12 protein-coding genes are annotated in these 15,899 nt (G+C 61.1%); 9 read left to right on the top strand and 3 right to left on the bottom strand.

Annotated elements, in window-relative coordinates; translation table 11 throughout:
* The first annotated feature begins 232 nt into the window (after positions 1-232).
* On the top strand, positions 233-2,503 hold the full coding sequence (locus tag Q8R81_RS06000; protein ID WP_305616534.1) for a TonB-dependent receptor: 2,271 nt from the start codon (positions 233-235) through the stop codon (positions 2,501-2,503).
* 263 nt (positions 2,504-2,766) lie between these two features.
* Here Q8R81_RS06000 and Q8R81_RS06005 read toward each other — a convergent pair whose 3' ends face one another.
* From Q8R81_RS06005 to Q8R81_RS18370, 3 genes are read right to left on the bottom strand one after another with little or no spacing between them, the layout of a single operon-like run.
* A complete protein-coding gene (locus Q8R81_RS06005) occupies positions 2,767-3,576 on the bottom strand; it encodes a sugar transferase (protein WP_305616535.1) in 810 nt (269 codons plus the stop codon).
* Positions 3,573-4,802, bottom strand: a complete 1,230-nt coding sequence (locus tag Q8R81_RS06010; RefSeq protein ID WP_305616536.1) for a polysaccharide deacetylase family protein — start codon at positions 4,800-4,802, stop codon at positions 3,573-3,575. Before Q8R81_RS06010 ends, Q8R81_RS06005 begins: the two co-directional genes overlap by 4 nt.
* A complete protein-coding gene (locus Q8R81_RS18370) occupies positions 4,799-5,914 on the bottom strand; it encodes a GNAT family N-acetyltransferase (protein ID WP_371135314.1) in 1,116 nt (371 codons plus the stop codon). The genes Q8R81_RS06010 and Q8R81_RS18370 overlap by 4 nt, the downstream gene beginning before the upstream one ends.
* A gap of 85 nt (positions 5,915-5,999) precedes the next feature.
* On the opposite strand from Q8R81_RS18370, the gene Q8R81_RS06020 reads away from it, so the two are divergent.
* The 8 genes from Q8R81_RS06020 to Q8R81_RS06055 all read left to right on the top strand — a co-directional run bounded on the left by Q8R81_RS06020 (position 6,000) and on the right by Q8R81_RS06055 (position 15,898).
* Complete coding sequence (locus Q8R81_RS06020) at positions 6,000-7,082, top strand: peptidoglycan bridge formation glycyltransferase FemA/FemB family protein (RefSeq protein WP_305616537.1); 1,083 nt, start codon at positions 6,000-6,002, stop codon at positions 7,080-7,082.
* A 17-nt stretch (positions 7,083-7,099) separates the two neighbouring features.
* The gene (locus Q8R81_RS06025) at positions 7,100-7,747 is read left to right on the top strand and encodes a GNAT family N-acetyltransferase (protein WP_305616538.1); all 648 of its coding nucleotides are present in this window, start codon (positions 7,100-7,102) and stop codon (positions 7,745-7,747) included.
* Positions 7,744-9,378, top strand: coding sequence for a lipid II flippase MurJ (locus tag Q8R81_RS06030; protein WP_305616539.1), 1,635 nt, complete (start codon positions 7,744-7,746; stop codon positions 9,376-9,378). Before Q8R81_RS06025 ends, Q8R81_RS06030 begins: the two co-directional genes overlap by 4 nt.
* Entirely contained in the window at positions 9,317-10,474 is a 1,158-nt protein-coding gene (locus tag Q8R81_RS06035) for a glycosyltransferase (protein ID WP_305616540.1), read from the top strand. The genes Q8R81_RS06030 and Q8R81_RS06035 overlap by 62 nt, the downstream gene beginning before the upstream one ends.
* Before the next feature lie 84 nt (positions 10,475-10,558).
* A complete protein-coding gene (locus Q8R81_RS06040; protein ID WP_305616541.1) occupies positions 10,559-11,350 on the top strand; it encodes a polysaccharide biosynthesis/export family protein in 792 nt (263 codons plus the stop codon).
* Complete coding sequence (locus Q8R81_RS06045) at positions 11,350-13,353, top strand: hypothetical protein (RefSeq protein WP_305616542.1); 2,004 nt, start codon at positions 11,350-11,352, stop codon at positions 13,351-13,353. The genes Q8R81_RS06040 and Q8R81_RS06045 overlap by 1 nt, the downstream gene beginning before the upstream one ends.
* Before the next feature lie 56 nt (positions 13,354-13,409).
* A complete protein-coding gene (locus Q8R81_RS06050; protein ID WP_305616543.1) occupies positions 13,410-14,690 on the top strand; it encodes an O-antigen ligase in 1,281 nt (426 codons plus the stop codon).
* Positions 14,687-15,898, top strand: a complete 1,212-nt coding sequence (locus Q8R81_RS06055) for a glycosyltransferase family 4 protein (RefSeq protein ID WP_305616544.1) — start codon at positions 14,687-14,689, stop codon at positions 15,896-15,898. The genes Q8R81_RS06050 and Q8R81_RS06055 overlap by 4 nt, the downstream gene beginning before the upstream one ends.
* The last annotated feature ends 1 nt before the right edge of the window (position 15,899 follow it).

Raw genomic sequence — 15,899 nt, forward strand, 5'->3', positions numbered from 1 at the left:
GGCAGTGCGGATGTTTGGCTGAGCGCTTAAAAAACTGGGCTTTAGCCTAGCTATTTGATGCACCAAATGCCGCACTTTCCAACGATCGAACCTGCCCGGCACGGCTTTGGCTCTTCAAAACGGCACGCCGATCAGTGCGGCAATAAAATTCGGTAAGATGAATTTTCCGGTTGAATGGCCTCTGGTCCTGTGTAATTGGCCTGTCCAAAGCGGTAAAAGAGGGAGGTTCCTGATGTTTACGAAATCACGCCTGATTGCTGGCCTGTCGGCGCTGGCCATTGCCCAGTCTGCCTATGCGCAAGACGTGCCCGAAGGCACGCTGGACGAAATCGTTGTCACCGCGCAGAAGCGCGAACAGAACCTGCAGCAGGTTCCGGTGTCGGTTACCGCGCTTTCTGCCGAAGCGATTGCAAACAAGGGCATCACCCAATTCGAGAACCTGTCGCAAGTGGCACCTGGCCTCACCATCACGCAGGGCACGCAGCGCACCGGCAATAGCATCAACTTGCGCGGCATTGGCACTTCTGCCTTCAGCATCGGCGTGGAACCGGCGGTCGCAGTTGTTGTCGATGATGTGCCGATCCTGAATCAAGGGCAGGCCTTTGCCACGCTGACCGACATCGAGCGCATTGAAGTGCTGCGCGGGCCGCAAGGCACGCTGTTTGGCAAGAACGCTTCTGCAGGTGTGGTAAACATCGTGACCCGTGCGCCCAGCGACACCCTTACCGGCCGCATTGCCGCTTCGGCGACCACCGATGAAGAATATCGTTTCGAAGCTGGCATTTCCGGCCCGCTGGCCGAAAACGTGGGCTTTCGGCTCAACGGCTTCTACAGTGATTTCCGTGGCTACGTGAAGAACCGTGCGACCGGCAACTACCTTGGCGCTGACAAGAACTGGGGCATCCGGGGCAAGTTGGTGGCCGATCTTTCGGACAAGGTGACGATCAGTCTTTCGGCCGAACATTCGCAAACCGAGGGCAATTCGACGCCACGTACCGTGCGCAGCTTCACGCCCGGCAGCACGGTCTTCGGCGCTTCGCTGGCAAACAATTTCGCCGGTGTCCGTGTCGGGCCAGACAACTACGTGGTCAACCAGAACGACGACGGTTTTGCCAAAGGCGAGCAGACCAATGTCAGCGGACGAGTCAGCATCGACCTTGGCGGGGTCGACCTGATCTCTATTACCAGTTACCAGAAATGGGGCCTTGATACCCGCGACGATGTTGAACAGATCAACCTCCCGGTCTTCGGTTCAGCAACAGGTCTTGTGCAAAGCAGCCCTTACGACACGAAGTTCTTCACGCAGGAACTGCGTCTTGTGTCGACGGCTTCAGGCCCGTTCCAGTACATCCTCGGCGCATTCTATGCCGATGGGCAGACGGACCGTTCGTTTGATCGCGGGCCAAGCGGCCCACTGCTTTCAAAGTGGGTTTCCAATGCCGGGACCAAGACATTGGCGGCTTTTGCGCAGGGGACGTATGACCTTGCCGAAACGACCCACCTTGATGCCGGCATCCGCTATAATCATGAGAAGATCGACGTGGCCTTCCAGCGCCTGAATGGCGTTGCGGTGCCGCCTGCCAACAACGCCGTTTGCCTTGCCACCTGCACTGGGAATGCTTCGGATGACCACGTGACGGGCAAGGTTTCCTTGCGTCAGGACGTGGCCGAGCGCGTGATGGTCTACGCCTCGTTCGCCACGGGCTACAAGGGGCAGGGTTACGACGTGTCGTCCGGCTTCAATCCGGCGCGGGCGGCCAACCCGGTCAAACCAGAAACGTCGCACGCCTATGAAATCGGCATGAAGAGCCGCTTCTTTGATAATCGCGTGCAGTTGAATGTCACGGGGTTCTGGACGGATTACAACAACTTTCAGGCCCAGGCTGCCGTGGTGCAGCCGGATCAATCTGTGCAATTCCAGCTGAACAATGTGGGCAAATTGCGCACGCGCGGCGTTGAAGTTGAACTGCAGACCAAGCCGACCCGTGCACTTTCGTTCGATTTTGCCGCCACCTATCTGGATGCCAAGGTGAAGGAATATCCCTTCGCCAACTGCTACACCGGCCAGACGGCTGCACAGGGTTGTTTCGATGTTGACGGCACAGGCCCCGGCACGGCCACGGCCCAGAACCTTGCGGGCAGACCGCTGGCAAACGCGCCGAAGCTGATGTTCAACACTTCGGCAATGTACGACATTTTCATGGACGCGATGCCGTTCGATGCTTTCGTGACTGTCGATTACCGCTACCAGAGCAAGGTCAACTTCGACCTCGCGCAGAACCCGCTTTACGTGGAAAAGGCTTATGGCGTGCTGAACGGCAGCATCGGCATCCGTCAGCGTGAAGATGCCTACCGTGTGACGTTGTTCGTCAACAACCTGTTCGACAAGAACTTTGCCTCGAATGTCGGCGGTCTTGTCGGCGGTCCGGCAAGCGCAGCGAATCAGGTGCTTTCGCGCAATTCACGTCGCTACTTTGGCATTCGCGCGAACTACAACTTTTGAGTGCTTGCCTTGCCGGTCCTTGCTGAAGGGCCGGCAAGACACTTCTGCCAAACCTGCAGGGCAGCCGCACACGGAACAGCCGCAGCAGGCACATCGCCAATCGCTGAATTCACCTGCGTGCGAAAAATCTGTGGCGAGTTGCAAGGCCTGTGGTTGTCCTCCGCCTTGGCGATCTGACGGGCGTTCGCGTATCCAGAGGCGAAGGCTGGCCGGTGATCACGGGCCGTGGCTGCTCAAGCCACGCCGCCTCCCGGGCATGGATGCTACATCGCCCCGTCACCCTTGCGGATAGCTTTGATCGTGCGGATGATCAGGGCGAGATCAAAGATGAATGACATTCGGCGAATATAGCTGATGTCCAGATCGCTGCGCTGATCGAAGCCGATGTTGGCGCGGCCGGAGGTTTGCCACAGGCCGGTCAAGCCCGGCCGGACGGCAAGGCGCGGGAGATGGCGCATGGAATAGGTTCCGGCGTCAAAAGACGTTGGCCGTGGACCCACAAGCGCCATTTCGCCGCGCACGACGTTGAACAGGTTGGGCAGTTCATCAAGGCTTGTGCGGCGGAGGAATCCGCCGATCCGGGTGATGCGCGGATCATCACGCAGTTTGAAGTCGGGCGAGGAATCGCCGTGGATGTTCTGCGCCTGCAGGCTCTGCTTCAACTCTTCGGCGTTCATCACCATTGTGCGAAACTTGAACAGGCGGAAGCGCTTGCCCAGATACCCCGTGCGGTTCTGCACGAACAGGACCGGGCCACCGTCACACAGTTTGATCGCCAGCGCGACTCCGGCCAGAACTGGTAGCAACGCCACGATGGCAGCCAGCGCAACTGCGGCATCGAACCAGCGCTTGAGCGTTGATGCATACGTGGGATTGGCGACTTCAAGGGGCAGGGGCACTGCGTTCATATCGCATTCGAAACGGACGCGTCGTGGCATGTCGGTGCGACGTTCCCCGATCGGCGGTGCCAAAAGCGCGATTTCTTCCTGAATTGCCGATAGTTCAGCCTCATCAGACAGAACCTTTGGCAGCTCATCGCCCGCTGTGGGAAAGCGGGTCGAAAAATCGTTCATGTCGTCTGCTCCATCGAGATTGCGACGCTGCGCTGGCGCGTGGTTTGGTGCGTGCCGACCGTGATCTGTCCGGCTAACCGGACGATCCGGCGGGTGAGTTGCATCGCCAGCAGCACCGGATACCAATAGAGATTGCCGTGCATCGCCCCGATCAGCGCGCGCAGGGCGAAGCCTTCGGCGCGTGGGCTGGAAAATCCAAGTGATCGGTCCGGCACGTGTACGCGGGACAGAATGCTGTCTGCCTCGGCGGTGGCGTTGCGCCCTTTGCCGCCGGTGGTTGCTGCATATCCCATCTGGTGGGCTATTGCCCGCCCGGCGGCGGAGCACTTGTTTTCGGGCCAGCAGAAAATGAGCGGCTGGCGGCCCAGTTCACGCACAAAAGTTGCGTTGCATTGGTCGAGCGTTGCGCGGATGCGTGTCGCCAGATCCGCTTCGGTTTCCATGCCGTTGGCCGACAATCCCGGCGACGCGAGTGCCAGACGGGATGGAGGCACTTCGCTGCCGATTGGCACAGCCCAAGCTGTTGGGCGATCATGCCAATCATGTTTTGGACCCGGCGATGCGGCCCATTGCAGCCAGAGATGATCGCGCCAGTTTTGTGCATTCAGCCGCGCCACCGGGGGGCCTGAAACCGCAATCCGTGCGTGATCGATTCCATGCGGTTCGACTTCCAGCCCCGGGATTGTCTCGATTTCTCTCAGTTCGGCCCAGGACATGTAGCCGGGACGATCAGCGCGCGTGCGCACCTGATCGCCGGGTTCCACGAAGTTCAGCGAGACAAAGAACGTGGCGGGAAATCCGTGCTGGATCAGCAGGGGCACCGCATTGCACCAGTTATCAAAATAGCCGTCGTCAACGTGCAGGACCACGGCGCGGGCCGGAATTGCTTCTCCGCGCTGGCGCATCGCCGCGTAATCACGCGTTGCAAGAACCGGCACGGCCATTGCCTTTAGCGTTTGCAGGTGGGCGGCAAAGCTGGCCCGGCTGACGGTGATGTCGTTTGACCACGGCAACCACGCGGCGTCGTCGCTGATCGAATGATATGTGAGGATCGCCGTGCCCTGTCCAAGAATCATCCGGCTGTGGGCCAGCCCGAGCAGGATCACGGCCAGAAGGATGCCCGCCCACGGGGCGACCGGCCACAGGATTCGGCAGGCGGCCACTGCTGTAGTTGCAGCAAGTAGTGCCTGAAGCAGGCGCAGTCTTCGTTCCGTCTTGCGGCTCATGCGCATTGCCTTGCCACAAACCGCTTAACGCTCCGTAAGCGCAATCGGGCCTGCCACATGAGTTGCAGCAACCGTCCACGCCAACCCGGGGCGAACAGGATCACCCGCCACAGCAGTTCCTGCCGATCCGCATAGCGCAGCAGGTGGGGGGCAGGGCTCAATCCGTTGCCGGTTACATCGTAGAGGCTGACGGTGTCGTCGGCGCAGCAGTGACGGATATGCAAAAGAGCCAGAACATGGCCGGGCGAAAGATCCAGATGCTGCTCGCTGCATGATGTCTTGAGTGCGATCAGGCGGCTGTCCCAAAGCATGCAGAATTCGAAGGCAACAAGTTGCCCCTGACGATCATGGAGCAGTGCGAGCCGGAGCAGGCCTGCAGCGGCAAGGTCTTGTGCCAACTGGCGATAGAAGCGGGCATCATCGGACCGGTCAAGAATCGCGGTGCCTTCGCGGCCTTTCCAACTGGCTTGCTCAAGCGCAAGGCACTGTTCGACAAGCGTTTTGACTTGATCGCCGCCGCTGACGAGGGAGAAGCGAAGCGGGCCGTCGGCTTCGTCTGCCAGTCGCAACAGACGGCGGGTCCGTTGGCGTTCGCGCTTGCTGCGCTGTTCGACAAACTGATCGAAGGCAATGCTGCAGTCGGTGACGGGGATGGCGGCATGCGGCATCGCCAGATGGCGCAAATCTGTGATCTGGCGCGTATCCCTCAGCGCTTCCAAATTGGATTGCGGGAGGTATTCGAAAATGATGCCTGCCGCGCGATGGCGCTTCAGGGCAAGTCTCATGTCGGCGCTGCTGACGAGGGGGGGCAGATGCGCGCTGTGGCGCGGCGTCTGGAGATTGGTGGCGCTGTGCAGCACGCTTTGCGAGATGACGGCTGGGCCATGTCGTCGCCGCACCAGACGCACATTTTCAATGCATACTCCGCCCTCAGGAGCATAGGCAGCGAGCCAGCACTGCATCCACACGGCTTGCGGCTGCGTGTCTTGGCTGTGCGACAACTCTGATCGATCGAGAACGCAGCCAGACTGGGCCGTAGGGGCCGGTGCCAGCGGCGCTTCAACCATAACGGCCCTGCCTTTCCGGCGGCCCTGCCTGCAAACATCGCTCATCTTAAGGGTCCATCAACGGCTGCCTGCTAACCGCTAACGGCAACCTCAAAAGATTCAGTGAACAGTTCAGGGACCGATTTTAGCAATGCCGTCAGAAGCGCTTCTCCTGGACGAACTGGACAATGGCCAACGCGCTGTGCTTGACGATTTCGTCATGGCCAGCCCCCATGCTGCGTATCAGCAGACCAGCGTGTGGGCCGATATTCAGAAACGGCAGTGCGGCGCGCATTACAGGTTCTTTCTATACAAGCAGCACGGGACACTGTGTGCGACAGCGGTGATCCGCGAGGTGCGCATGTCGCCCTTCCACTGGATGGCAAAGATCGTTCGCGGCCCGATTGTCCACGATATTGCCAGGCTGGGCACGGTGGTTGCGGCGCTCAAGGAAACGCTGGCAGGGGCAGGGTGCTGCGCGATCCAACTGGCCCCGCGTGTGCGCGGCAGGGATGTTGCGATGGCTGCAGAGACAATCCGCATCGAGGCGGGCGTGCCGCTGCCGCTGAGCCAGCAATCACTGCATGTGTCGACCGGTATCGTGTGGCTGGACAAGCCTGAAGCGGATATTCTTGCAGGGTTCAAACAGCGCGCCCGGCGGCAATTGCGCAAGGCCGAGGCTTCGGGGCAGATTGTGCGCGTGGCCGATCCTGATGATCCCGCCGACGTTGCACTTTATCAGAACCTGCTCGACAGTTTTTATGCGGCCAAACCGCTCTATGCCAGTCGCGACCTGCCAGATGCTGTAGCTCAGGCCGGGCTGGTGAAACGTTTGGGCGGGGCGCTGCTGATTGCTGAAACAGATGGCGTGCCGACCGGAGGCCATTGTTTCATTCGCCAGGCTGATGAGGCCATCTGGCTGTCCATGCCAACGGTCGATCCCGGAGCGCCGGTTCCGCGCGCCTATGGGCTGTTGTGGGAAGCGATGCGGACTGCGCGCGCGATGGGCTGTGTCGGGTTCGACCTTGCCGGATTGCCGCTGGAGATTGCGCTTGACGAGAACGCCAGCGGCAGGCTGCAATTCAAGCGATCGTTCAATCCGCATCGCCGGATCATGGTGCCGGTCAATTCCATCGTGCTCAAGCCCGCGGCGCACGGACTGCTCTTCAACGCCCGCCGCGCCGCTGTGAGCGTAAGAAACCAGTTGATCCGCACGAGGCAGCAGTGGGCCTGAACGCGCCGTTTCAACGCATGCGCGCGCGCATTGCCAACCAAGGTTTGAAAGCAACGCTGGCCAAAGTGTGGAAGGATCACATCTTTCGCATCACGCATAGCGTCATGGTCGAATTCCGTTCTGAATGGCAGGGAGCAGTGGGCGAAGGCGCGCTACCCCCCGGTGTGACGTGCGTGCGCATTGCCAAAGGCCAGCAATTGCCTGAGCTTTGCGAGTGGCTGGCCCATCGCCAACCGGCTTTTGAGCAGATGCTGGACGACGGCAAGCAAGCGCTGTTCATCGCGCGAGACGGGATTGCTTATGGCTGCGTGTGGATCTCGTTGACATCGCACCGGGACCGCAAGGCACATGAATTTTATCGGGTGCTGCCGGGCGAAGCGTACCACTATTGCTGGCTGCTCGATCCCGACCATCGCAACAGCAGGCTGGGTATGCTGCTGTGTCGGCAGACCATACATCACTTGCGCGATCTGGGCATACGTCGCCAGTTCGGCATCGTCGATCTGACCAATGCCGCGTCGTATCTGGTGCAGTACTATTTCGGCTATCGCGAGTGCGGGCAAAAGGTGACGCACCTTTACGTGCTTGGGACGCAATGGACCGTCACGTCCGCTTATAGCGGCACGCTGGGACCGCAACGCAAATCACGGAATGCCGTGGCGTGAGCGGTAGAGGCAGGCAATCAGGCTCATTTGCGAAATCGACCACGGTGGTGTTTGCCATCCGCGTGGTGGATCTGCTGTTCAGTTTTGCGATGTCGACCTTGCTGGCTTCGCGGTTCGGGGCATCTGCGCAGTTGGACGCTTTCTTTCTGGCGCGGCGCAGCACCAATGGCGTTGCCGATGCCACCGGCAAGCTGGTTCACATGGCGCTGATGCCGCATCTTGTGGCGCGGCTGGATTCCAGCGCTTCGCTGCTTGGCCTGTTCCGCAATCGGCTGGCGGGCGGGGTTGCCGCGATCATCCTGTGCATCGTCAGCATTGCGCTGATCTGGCCTTCGTCGTTTGTGACGATATTTGCCCCCGGATTTTCCGGGGAACGCCACCTGCTGATGGATCAACTGGTGCGCATCATGGCACCATTAGTTGTCCTGACCACGTTGATCTGGATACTCAACGCGATGCGGCAGGCCAGTGGGAAGCATGGGCTGGTTGAATTTGCGGCCATGTCGCAGCGCATCTTGCTGGTCGGGGTTCTCCTGTTCCTTGTGCCACCGCTTGGCATCATCGAAGTTGGCGAAGTGCTGGTGGCAGGGGCCTTTCTGGCGCTGGCCATCATGGTTGCCGGATCCTTGCCGTTTATCCACCGCATGCGTGCCGAAAGGGCTTCGGATCGCGTAGACGGGCGGAAGCCGGAACAGGACGGCGCGGCGGTTCAGCCGCGTGCAAAAGCATCGGCAGCCACCGCAGGGGCCGCCGGTGGATTTGTTGCAGCGGTCGTGTTTGTGGTGTTCAACCAAGCCACCACGCTGATGGATTTCATGGCCGCATCGACTCTTGCCGCTGGCAGCGTTGCGGCGTTGGAATATGGCTCGCGCCTTGCCTCGCTAGTGCCCGGCCTTGTCATGTCCAGCGTTTCGACGGTGATGTTTCCAGACCTCGTTCGGGTAATGCAATCAAGCGATCAGCGCGAAGCGGCGCTGGGGTTTGCCCAACGTCAGCGCAGCGTGTTTGCGATCCAGACAGTGGTGTCGATCAGCATGGCGTTTTCCACCGACTTCATCGTCCGGTTGCTGTTTGGCTACGGCGCGTTTGGCGCAGAGGGGCTTTCCGCGACGATCGCGACCACCATCGGTTACAGCGCTGCCGCGATGTTTCTGACACCGCTTCTGGCAACGACGTCTGCAATCTTTGCCGATGCACGTGGCAATTCTCGCGGAGACATGATCCGTATTGCCGCAACGGGGATCGCGCTGCGGGCAGGGGCGCTGCTTGCGCTGATCCCGCTGCTGGGCGTGGCGGGGATAGCCTGGGGCGCTGCGCTGGCAACTGCGCTTAATCTTGCGCAGGCCATGCGCGTGGCCAAGGGCCGCTTTGCCGACTATCCACTGGCGGGCCAGTTCCGCGCATTTGCAAAGACGCTTGCGGCGGCTGGTTTTGGAAGTCTGCTGGCTTTTGCGCTTCAGCAACTGATGCCGTCGGCTGATACCCAGTGGCTGAGGCTGTTGCTGCTTGGCCCGACAATCGCCACTTTCGCGCTGGGGTATGCCGCTGCGGAACTGGCCTTGTTCCGCGATGAGGAATGCCTTAGCCGCCAAGCCCTTGCACTGGTTTTGCGGCGCACCGGCCGTGCCTGAACATCGCATCAAGGTGGCGTTCCTCCTTCCCCATTTGCGTCCAGGAGGCGCGGAGCGGGTGGTTATCAACTGGCTTGGCGCGCTTGATCGCTCGCGGTTTACGCCGCATCTTTTGCTGGGACGCGTAGAAGGCGCTTTTCTCGAACTGCTCCCACCCGACGTCGAGCCACTGCGCATTGGAGCCAACCGTTCGCTTTGGCGCAGCTTCGATATTGGCAGGCAACTTGATGCACTGGGCATCGATGTTGCGTATTCGGCCACAAATGCGATGAATCTGGCGCTGATGGCAGCGCCAGCCCGCAATTGTGCGCGGATCATTTCAGAGCACACGACGCCGACTGCCTATCTTGCCGGGGCCAAGTGGCCGTGGCTGCGCAAGTCTGCGATGCGGCTGCTCTATCCTTCGGCTGCAGTGGTTGCCGTGCCTACACACGCGATCGCAGCCGAACTGAACACGCTGCTGGGCCGGGAGTTACCGATCCGGTGTCTGTCCAACCCGGTGATCGACGACCATGCACCACAAGCCGCTGCCATTCGGCGAGGGTCTGTCGGGGCAGGGGCTTGGCAGATCGTCAGCGCCGGAAGGCTGGTCAGGGAAAAGGGCTTTGATCTGCTGATCGCGGCGATTGGCAGACTGGTTTTGCGCAACCACGATTGCCGATTGACGATTTATGGCGATGGCCCTGAAAAGGCGCGTCTTGAAGGCCAGATTGCCGCTGCGGGTTTGAGCGACAAGGTGCGGCTGGCCGGCCATGTAGCCGACCCCGGCAGTGCTATGGCGGCTGCCGACCTGTTCGTCCTGGCATCGCGGCGTGAGGGATTTGGAAATGTCCTGATCGAGGCGATGCATCAGGGCGTGCCAGTGCTTGCTACCCGTTGCGGCGGACCAGACAGCTTCATCACCGATGGCGAGAACGGCTGGTTGGTGCCCCCCGGCGAAGCGGAGCTTCTTGCCGCGCGCATCGAACAACTTCTGGGCGATGCGAGCCTTCTGAACCGGACAGTGGCTGCGGGCCGGACCACGGCCGCGCAATATGGCATCCAGCGTTCTACCCGCGCGTTCGAGCGCCTGCTGGAAGGCGTTGCACATGCGTGAGACAGGCTGCTGCCGGAAGTTGAGTTAACGATAAATTTAGCGAGCCTGGCCTAGGAAAACTGACGTTCAGGGGATTATCGAACCGTGTCAGACGACCTTTGCTCCTTCACAGGCAGCGCATTTGCAGCGGCAGCGCTGGCCACGCTGTTGTTGGCGGGCTGCGCCAGTCCCACTCAATATCAGCCGCAAAGCAATATTGCGCTTGTGCCACAACCGGGGGCAGCCGCGCCGCGCGCTGCACTGGGCGATCAAGTGAGCGATACGCTTAACCAATTGCTTGAACGGCCCGGTGATTTTTCGCCCAACGATCTGGTGCGCATCCGCTTCCCCTATATGCCTTTGCTCGACAGTGAGCAGCGAGTGCTGGTGTCGGGCGAAATCAGCCCACCGCTGCTAAAGCCACTGCAGACGCGCGGCTTGACCGCAACCGAACTGCAGGAGCGTTTGCAATCGCTTTATCGCCCTGTGCTGGAGCGGCCGGCGGTATCGGTTCAGGTGCTTGAATACGCGCGCCCGCCATTGCCGCCTGAAATCTTTGTGATGGGCGAAGTCGCCCGTCCCGGGGCGTTTGCCTATCGTGATGGCAGTTCGCTGTTCGAAGCGCTGGCCCGTGCCGGTGGTGCATCGCGTGATGCCGACCTTTCGCAAGTGGTGCTGCTGACCCCGGTCAAAGGGCAGCTTCAGGCAGAAATGATCGACCTGCGCGCCGTTCTTGATGGCAGCAGCGCGCAGCTGCGCGAACTGCGGCCGTTCAGCGTTATCATCATACCGGCAACGCAGGTTGCGCGCATGGCAGATCGCGCCCGGCAGATCCGCCAGATCATCGGGTTCAACGGCATCAATCTGGGTTCCAATGTCACGCTGGTGTCACCCTGATGCCCGTCGGTCTGTATTACTGGCGGCTGATCATGTCGCGCTGGCGGCTGGTCAGCGGCCTCGTTGTCGGCTGCACGCTGGTTGCCTGGCTGTTCAGCGTGGCGGTGCTGGCGCAGCGCCCGAGTTTTGAGGCGGCTGCGCGTCTGAATATCGTGCCGACCAGTGCCGAACTTGGCTTTGCCACGCGGTTTGTGCGCGGCCAGACGTTTGATGGCGGCGCGGTCATGGTCCAGACTTATGGCGAATACGTTTATACGCGCCCGGTGTTGGAGCCAGTCGTCGAGCGCTATCTGGGGTGGGAAGCAAAGCGTGCCAACGTCTCGCTCGAAACCTTGGAGCGCAATGCCTCGGCTCCCAGTTTCTTCACGCCGGGGCAGATCCTGAGCTTTTTGAACTATGGCGAAGTGGTGAAAGTGCCGCTGCGCGAAGATCTGATGCAGTCATTGATTGAGAACACGACCATAGAAATGGTCGAAGGCACTTATCTGATGAAGGTATCGGTCGCATGGGACGATCCGCAGGCCGCCGCGTGGTTGGCCAACGCGCTTTCCCAAGCCATCGTGACAAGAGCGCAGACGCAGTCTGAGGCCAGCGAGCAGCAATTGTCGACCACGCTGGGCCAGAACCTCGTGGCCAAGCGTGCAGAACTTGCCACGCTGCTCAACCAGTCCCGCCTGCTCAAGCAGCGCAGTGGCGTCGTCGATGTCGATACCCAGAAGCAGGGGCTGATGCAGGAACTGATGGCCGAGGAAAGCCGCCTCACCAGCGACCGCGTTGCGCTCGACAGTGCCGAGGCAGAAGTTGCAGCGCTTCGGCGGCAGGCGAGCGGACGCATGAGCACATCACAGCAGGCCGTGGAGCAGGCGCTGGCCATCGCGGCACCCAAAGCCGACGGTCTGCGCCAAGGCATTGCGATCCGGCAGGGACGCATCAGCGCGTTGCGCGGGCAGTTTGGCAAAGTCAGCGGCAGCGAAATGACGATCAAGGAAATCGACGACCGCATCGCTCTTGCCAGCAAGGAAGTTGAGGAACTGGCGCAGCGCGTCAGCTTCAACCTCAATGAAAACCAGTTCAATGCGCCAAAGATCGAGGTGATCGAGCAGGCGACACCACCGCTGGTGCGTTCGTCGCCGAAGGTCTTTTTCAATACACTTGCTGGTTTTGTTGCCGGTGCGGCGCTGGCCGCCATCGCGCTGTTGCTCCTTGGTCCGGGCCAATCGCTGGCAACGGCGCTGAACGGCGCAAATGCGAACGATGACGACGCTGTCGACCACCGTTCCATCGCCGGGGCGGCAAAGCACAGGATGGCTGGCGACGGGCCGGAGGACTTGCCCGAGAACATCTCGATCTTCCGCCAGCGTCCCGGCAGGTCTCCGGTAGAGTCCGCAGCGGTTTTGCCCGTGGTCGGGCCGGGCTCCGGGCCTGCGCGGCACTATGGCGCTACCATGACATCGGGTGCGAACGCGCTGGCCCGTGACGACGAGCTCGCCGGACCCGTCGCCGAACAGATGGACACGGCAACAGCGGTGCCGCAGCCTGCGCCACCAGTGGCCATCGCCGGGCTGATCCCGTCTCCCGCAGATGGCGTGCAGTACAATCTTGGCGAACGCCGTGCGGCCAGTGCCACGCTTGGCGATGCGCTTGTGCGGTCAGGGCTGACCTCCGGCGACATCTGCGTTGCGGTGTCGGTCGGTGGACACACATTTGCTCGGCTGCTGACCCAATGCGCGCTTGAAGTGGCGAAGGGGGCAGGGCGGCCCATGACGGTGGCAGATGCTACGCGCGCCAGCTTCGATCCCGCCAATGTGTTGCCGGGGACGCTGGTCTATGCCGGAGCTGTCGATCAGGAATGTCCGCAAGGCCGGCTTGCTGCGCTGGGCGGGTCAGTGCATTACTTCATCGGCATTCCCGCAAATGCTGCTGCTGATCCGGCTTGGCTGGCTGCAACCGGTGATCGCTGGAAGCAGGACATCGGCGGCGAACCGCACTTCTTCATAGGCTGATCGTGGCGTCGACCGCGCCTTTTGCAACCATGCCTCATGGTGCGCCGGACCGGCTGATGGCGATGCCGGTGCAGCACCTGCTGTTGTTGCTGGCGCTGCTTTATGCTGCGCTTACGCAACTTGATGCCGTGGGCAACAGACTTACCGCCAGCCTGCCCATCAGCGCGGGCGAGATGCTGTTTGCAGGGCTCGTGGCAGGAAGCTTGATCTGGCTCCTGACCATTCGCCTCAACATCCCGGATCAAGGTCTGCACCTGCTGCCCTACGGCGTCCGCCTCATCGCGATCCTTTCGGCATGGATCATCGTGTGCTGGACGATGAGCGCACACAAGTCCGAAGGTGTCGACTATATCATCAAGCTTTCCGGTTCGATCCTTCCGGCGCTGTGCGTGATGCTGGCCATCAGTTCACCACGCCATCTGACGCTGGTCACAGGTTCCATCGTGCTGGCGGGAACGGTCGCAGCTGTGATCGTGTTGATCGAATACAAGACCGGTACGCGCCTCGTTGCCACATCCATCGCTGCCACCACCGCCGAATTCGAAGGCGCGGCCCGCTCCTCGGGCGGATCGGATGAAAACCCGACTACGGCTGCGCAGATGCTGATGGTCAGCACGGTGCTGGCAATGGTTATGACCATTTATGCGTCGCGGCGCTGGCAGCCGGTGCTATTGGGCGCGACGGCGCTGGGCATCGTGGCGCTGGGTCTGATGTCGGCGCGTAGCGCGCTGATCGGGCTGGCGCTGGCTGCTGCTCTGCTTGGATGGCGATTTCGTGGCCATCGCGCGTTTCCGCTGATGATCCTTGCGGGCATAGCGGCCGTGATCGGGCTGATCGCAATTGCCCCGCCCGAACTGGTTGAGCGTTTCATGGCTATCGGCGATTTTGCCAAGGACCGCACGCTGTTTCGCCGCATCACCTATCTGCGCATCGGCGGTGATCTGCTTTCAGGATCACCGATATGGGGCATCGGCCCGGGCAATTTTCCCAGCTATTATGTCGGTTCGGAGTTTCGCTGGTATCCCGGCCGCATTCTGGAACCGCGTGAATTGCACAATACGTTCCTCGATACGGCGGTGGAATACGGACTGGTAGGCCTTGCGCTGTTTGCACTGCTGGTGCGGGAAGTCTTCCGCCAACTGCTGCAGGCCGCCCGTTCCGCCAGCAACGAGCTTTCCGCCATCGCGATTGCCATAATGCTGGCGCTGGCCGCTTTGCTGGCGGCATCGTTTTTCATGCCGCACAAGGATTTGCGCTACCTCTGGCTCCTGCTTGCGCTCGGCTTGCGCGCGGGCATGCTGGCACAGGTTGAGCGGCACAACAGGACTTTACCATGAAGATCGCCGTGATCGTCACCGAGTTTCCCAAGTCGACCGAGACCTTCATTTACCGCGATCTGATGAAGTTCATCGAGCTGGGCCACGAGGTGCGCCTTTATCATGTTGCGGCCTGGCGACACAGCCAGACCCTGCACGGCTTTGCCGAACCTCTGCGCGAGCGGGTGCGATCCATTCCGCTACTGGGCAGGGAAAGCCTTGTCGCCTGTGCATCAGGCGTTGCACGTCGCCCGCTGGCAATGGCGGCCATCGTCTGGCGCATTCTGACAGCCTATGCCCCCCTGCCGCGCATTGCTGCCAAGTCTCTGGCGCTTGTGCCCAAAGCGCTGGCGATTGCAGCAGATGCAAAGGAATGGGGCGCCGAGCATGTCCATGCCGAATTTGCCGGGCACCCCGCAACAGCGGCGTGGATCGGGCGGCGGATGGGCGGCCTGCCCTATTCAGTCAGCTGCCGCGCGCATGACATTTTTCGCACGCAGCGCCTGCTTGATGCCAAACTATCCGAAGCTGGAGGTATCCGAACGGTAAGCGAATTTGGTGCGGCTTTCCTGCATCGGACAGTGCCTGCAATCGCCGAACGCTCGATCCAGGTCATCCATTCCAGCGTCGACACGGCACGCATTGATCCCGTTGACGCCGCGCCCCCAACCGACCCGTTCCGCATACTTTATGTCGGCGCGCTGGAACCCAAAAAGGGCGTCGAATATCTTCTCGATGCGCTCTCCGCTGTTGGTGAGCCGCTTGGCAACTGGCAGCTTGACCTGATCGGTAGCGGTCCCAGCGCCGATGCGCTGAAGGCGAAGGCCGCGTCGCTGGGTGACCGCGTCAACTTTCGCGGTATGCAGCCATTCGAAGTGGTGGCCGAAAGCTATCGCACCGCCAGTGTCTGCGTTGCGCCCAGCGTGATCGGCCCGAGCGGTCGGCAGGAAGGCATTCCCAATGTGATGATCGAGGCTCTTGCCTATCAGCGCCCTGCGATCACCACGGCCATCTCCGGTATTCCGGAACTGATCCGCGATGGTGAAACCGGCTTGCTGGTGCCGCAACGCGATAGCGCGGCGCTTGGCCAGGCGCTGCTGCGCATCTTCTCCGATCCTGCCGCCGCGTTGGAAATGGCCCGGCGCGGGCGACGTCATGTGGAGCAGGAGTTTGATCTTACGGCCAATGCATCGCGCCAGCTGGCCATGATGGCGGCTGCTACGACCTGAA

Origin of the sequence: Novosphingobium sp., assembly GCF_030696665.1 — a bacterium.
Taxonomy (GTDB): domain Bacteria; phylum Pseudomonadota; class Alphaproteobacteria; order Sphingomonadales; family Sphingomonadaceae; genus Novosphingobium.

Coding starts and splice junctions, on each gene's coding strand:
- Q8R81_RS06000 (WP_305616534.1), top strand. CDS start 233: ATGTTTACGAAATCACGCCTGATTGCTGGCCTGTCGGCGCTGGCCATT.
- Q8R81_RS06005 (WP_305616535.1), bottom strand. CDS start 3,576: ATGAACGATTTTTCGACCCGCTTTCCCACAGCGGGCGATGAGCTGCCA.
- Q8R81_RS06010 (WP_305616536.1), bottom strand. CDS start 4,802: ATGAGCCGCAAGACGGAACGAAGACTGCGCCTGCTTCAGGCACTACTT.
- Q8R81_RS18370 (WP_371135314.1), bottom strand. CDS start 5,914: ATGAGCGATGTTTGCAGGCAGGGCCGCCGGAAAGGCAGGGCCGTTATG.
- Q8R81_RS06020 (WP_305616537.1), top strand. CDS start 6,000: ATGCCGTCAGAAGCGCTTCTCCTGGACGAACTGGACAATGGCCAACGC.
- Q8R81_RS06025 (WP_305616538.1), top strand. CDS start 7,100: ATGCGCGCGCGCATTGCCAACCAAGGTTTGAAAGCAACGCTGGCCAAA.
- Q8R81_RS06035 (WP_305616540.1), top strand. CDS start 9,317: ATGAGGAATGCCTTAGCCGCCAAGCCCTTGCACTGGTTTTGCGGCGCA.
- Q8R81_RS06045 (WP_305616542.1), top strand. CDS start 11,350: ATGCCCGTCGGTCTGTATTACTGGCGGCTGATCATGTCGCGCTGGCGG.
- Q8R81_RS06050 (WP_305616543.1), top strand. CDS start 13,410: ATGGCGATGCCGGTGCAGCACCTGCTGTTGTTGCTGGCGCTGCTTTAT.
- Q8R81_RS06055 (WP_305616544.1), top strand. CDS start 14,687: ATGAAGATCGCCGTGATCGTCACCGAGTTTCCCAAGTCGACCGAGACC.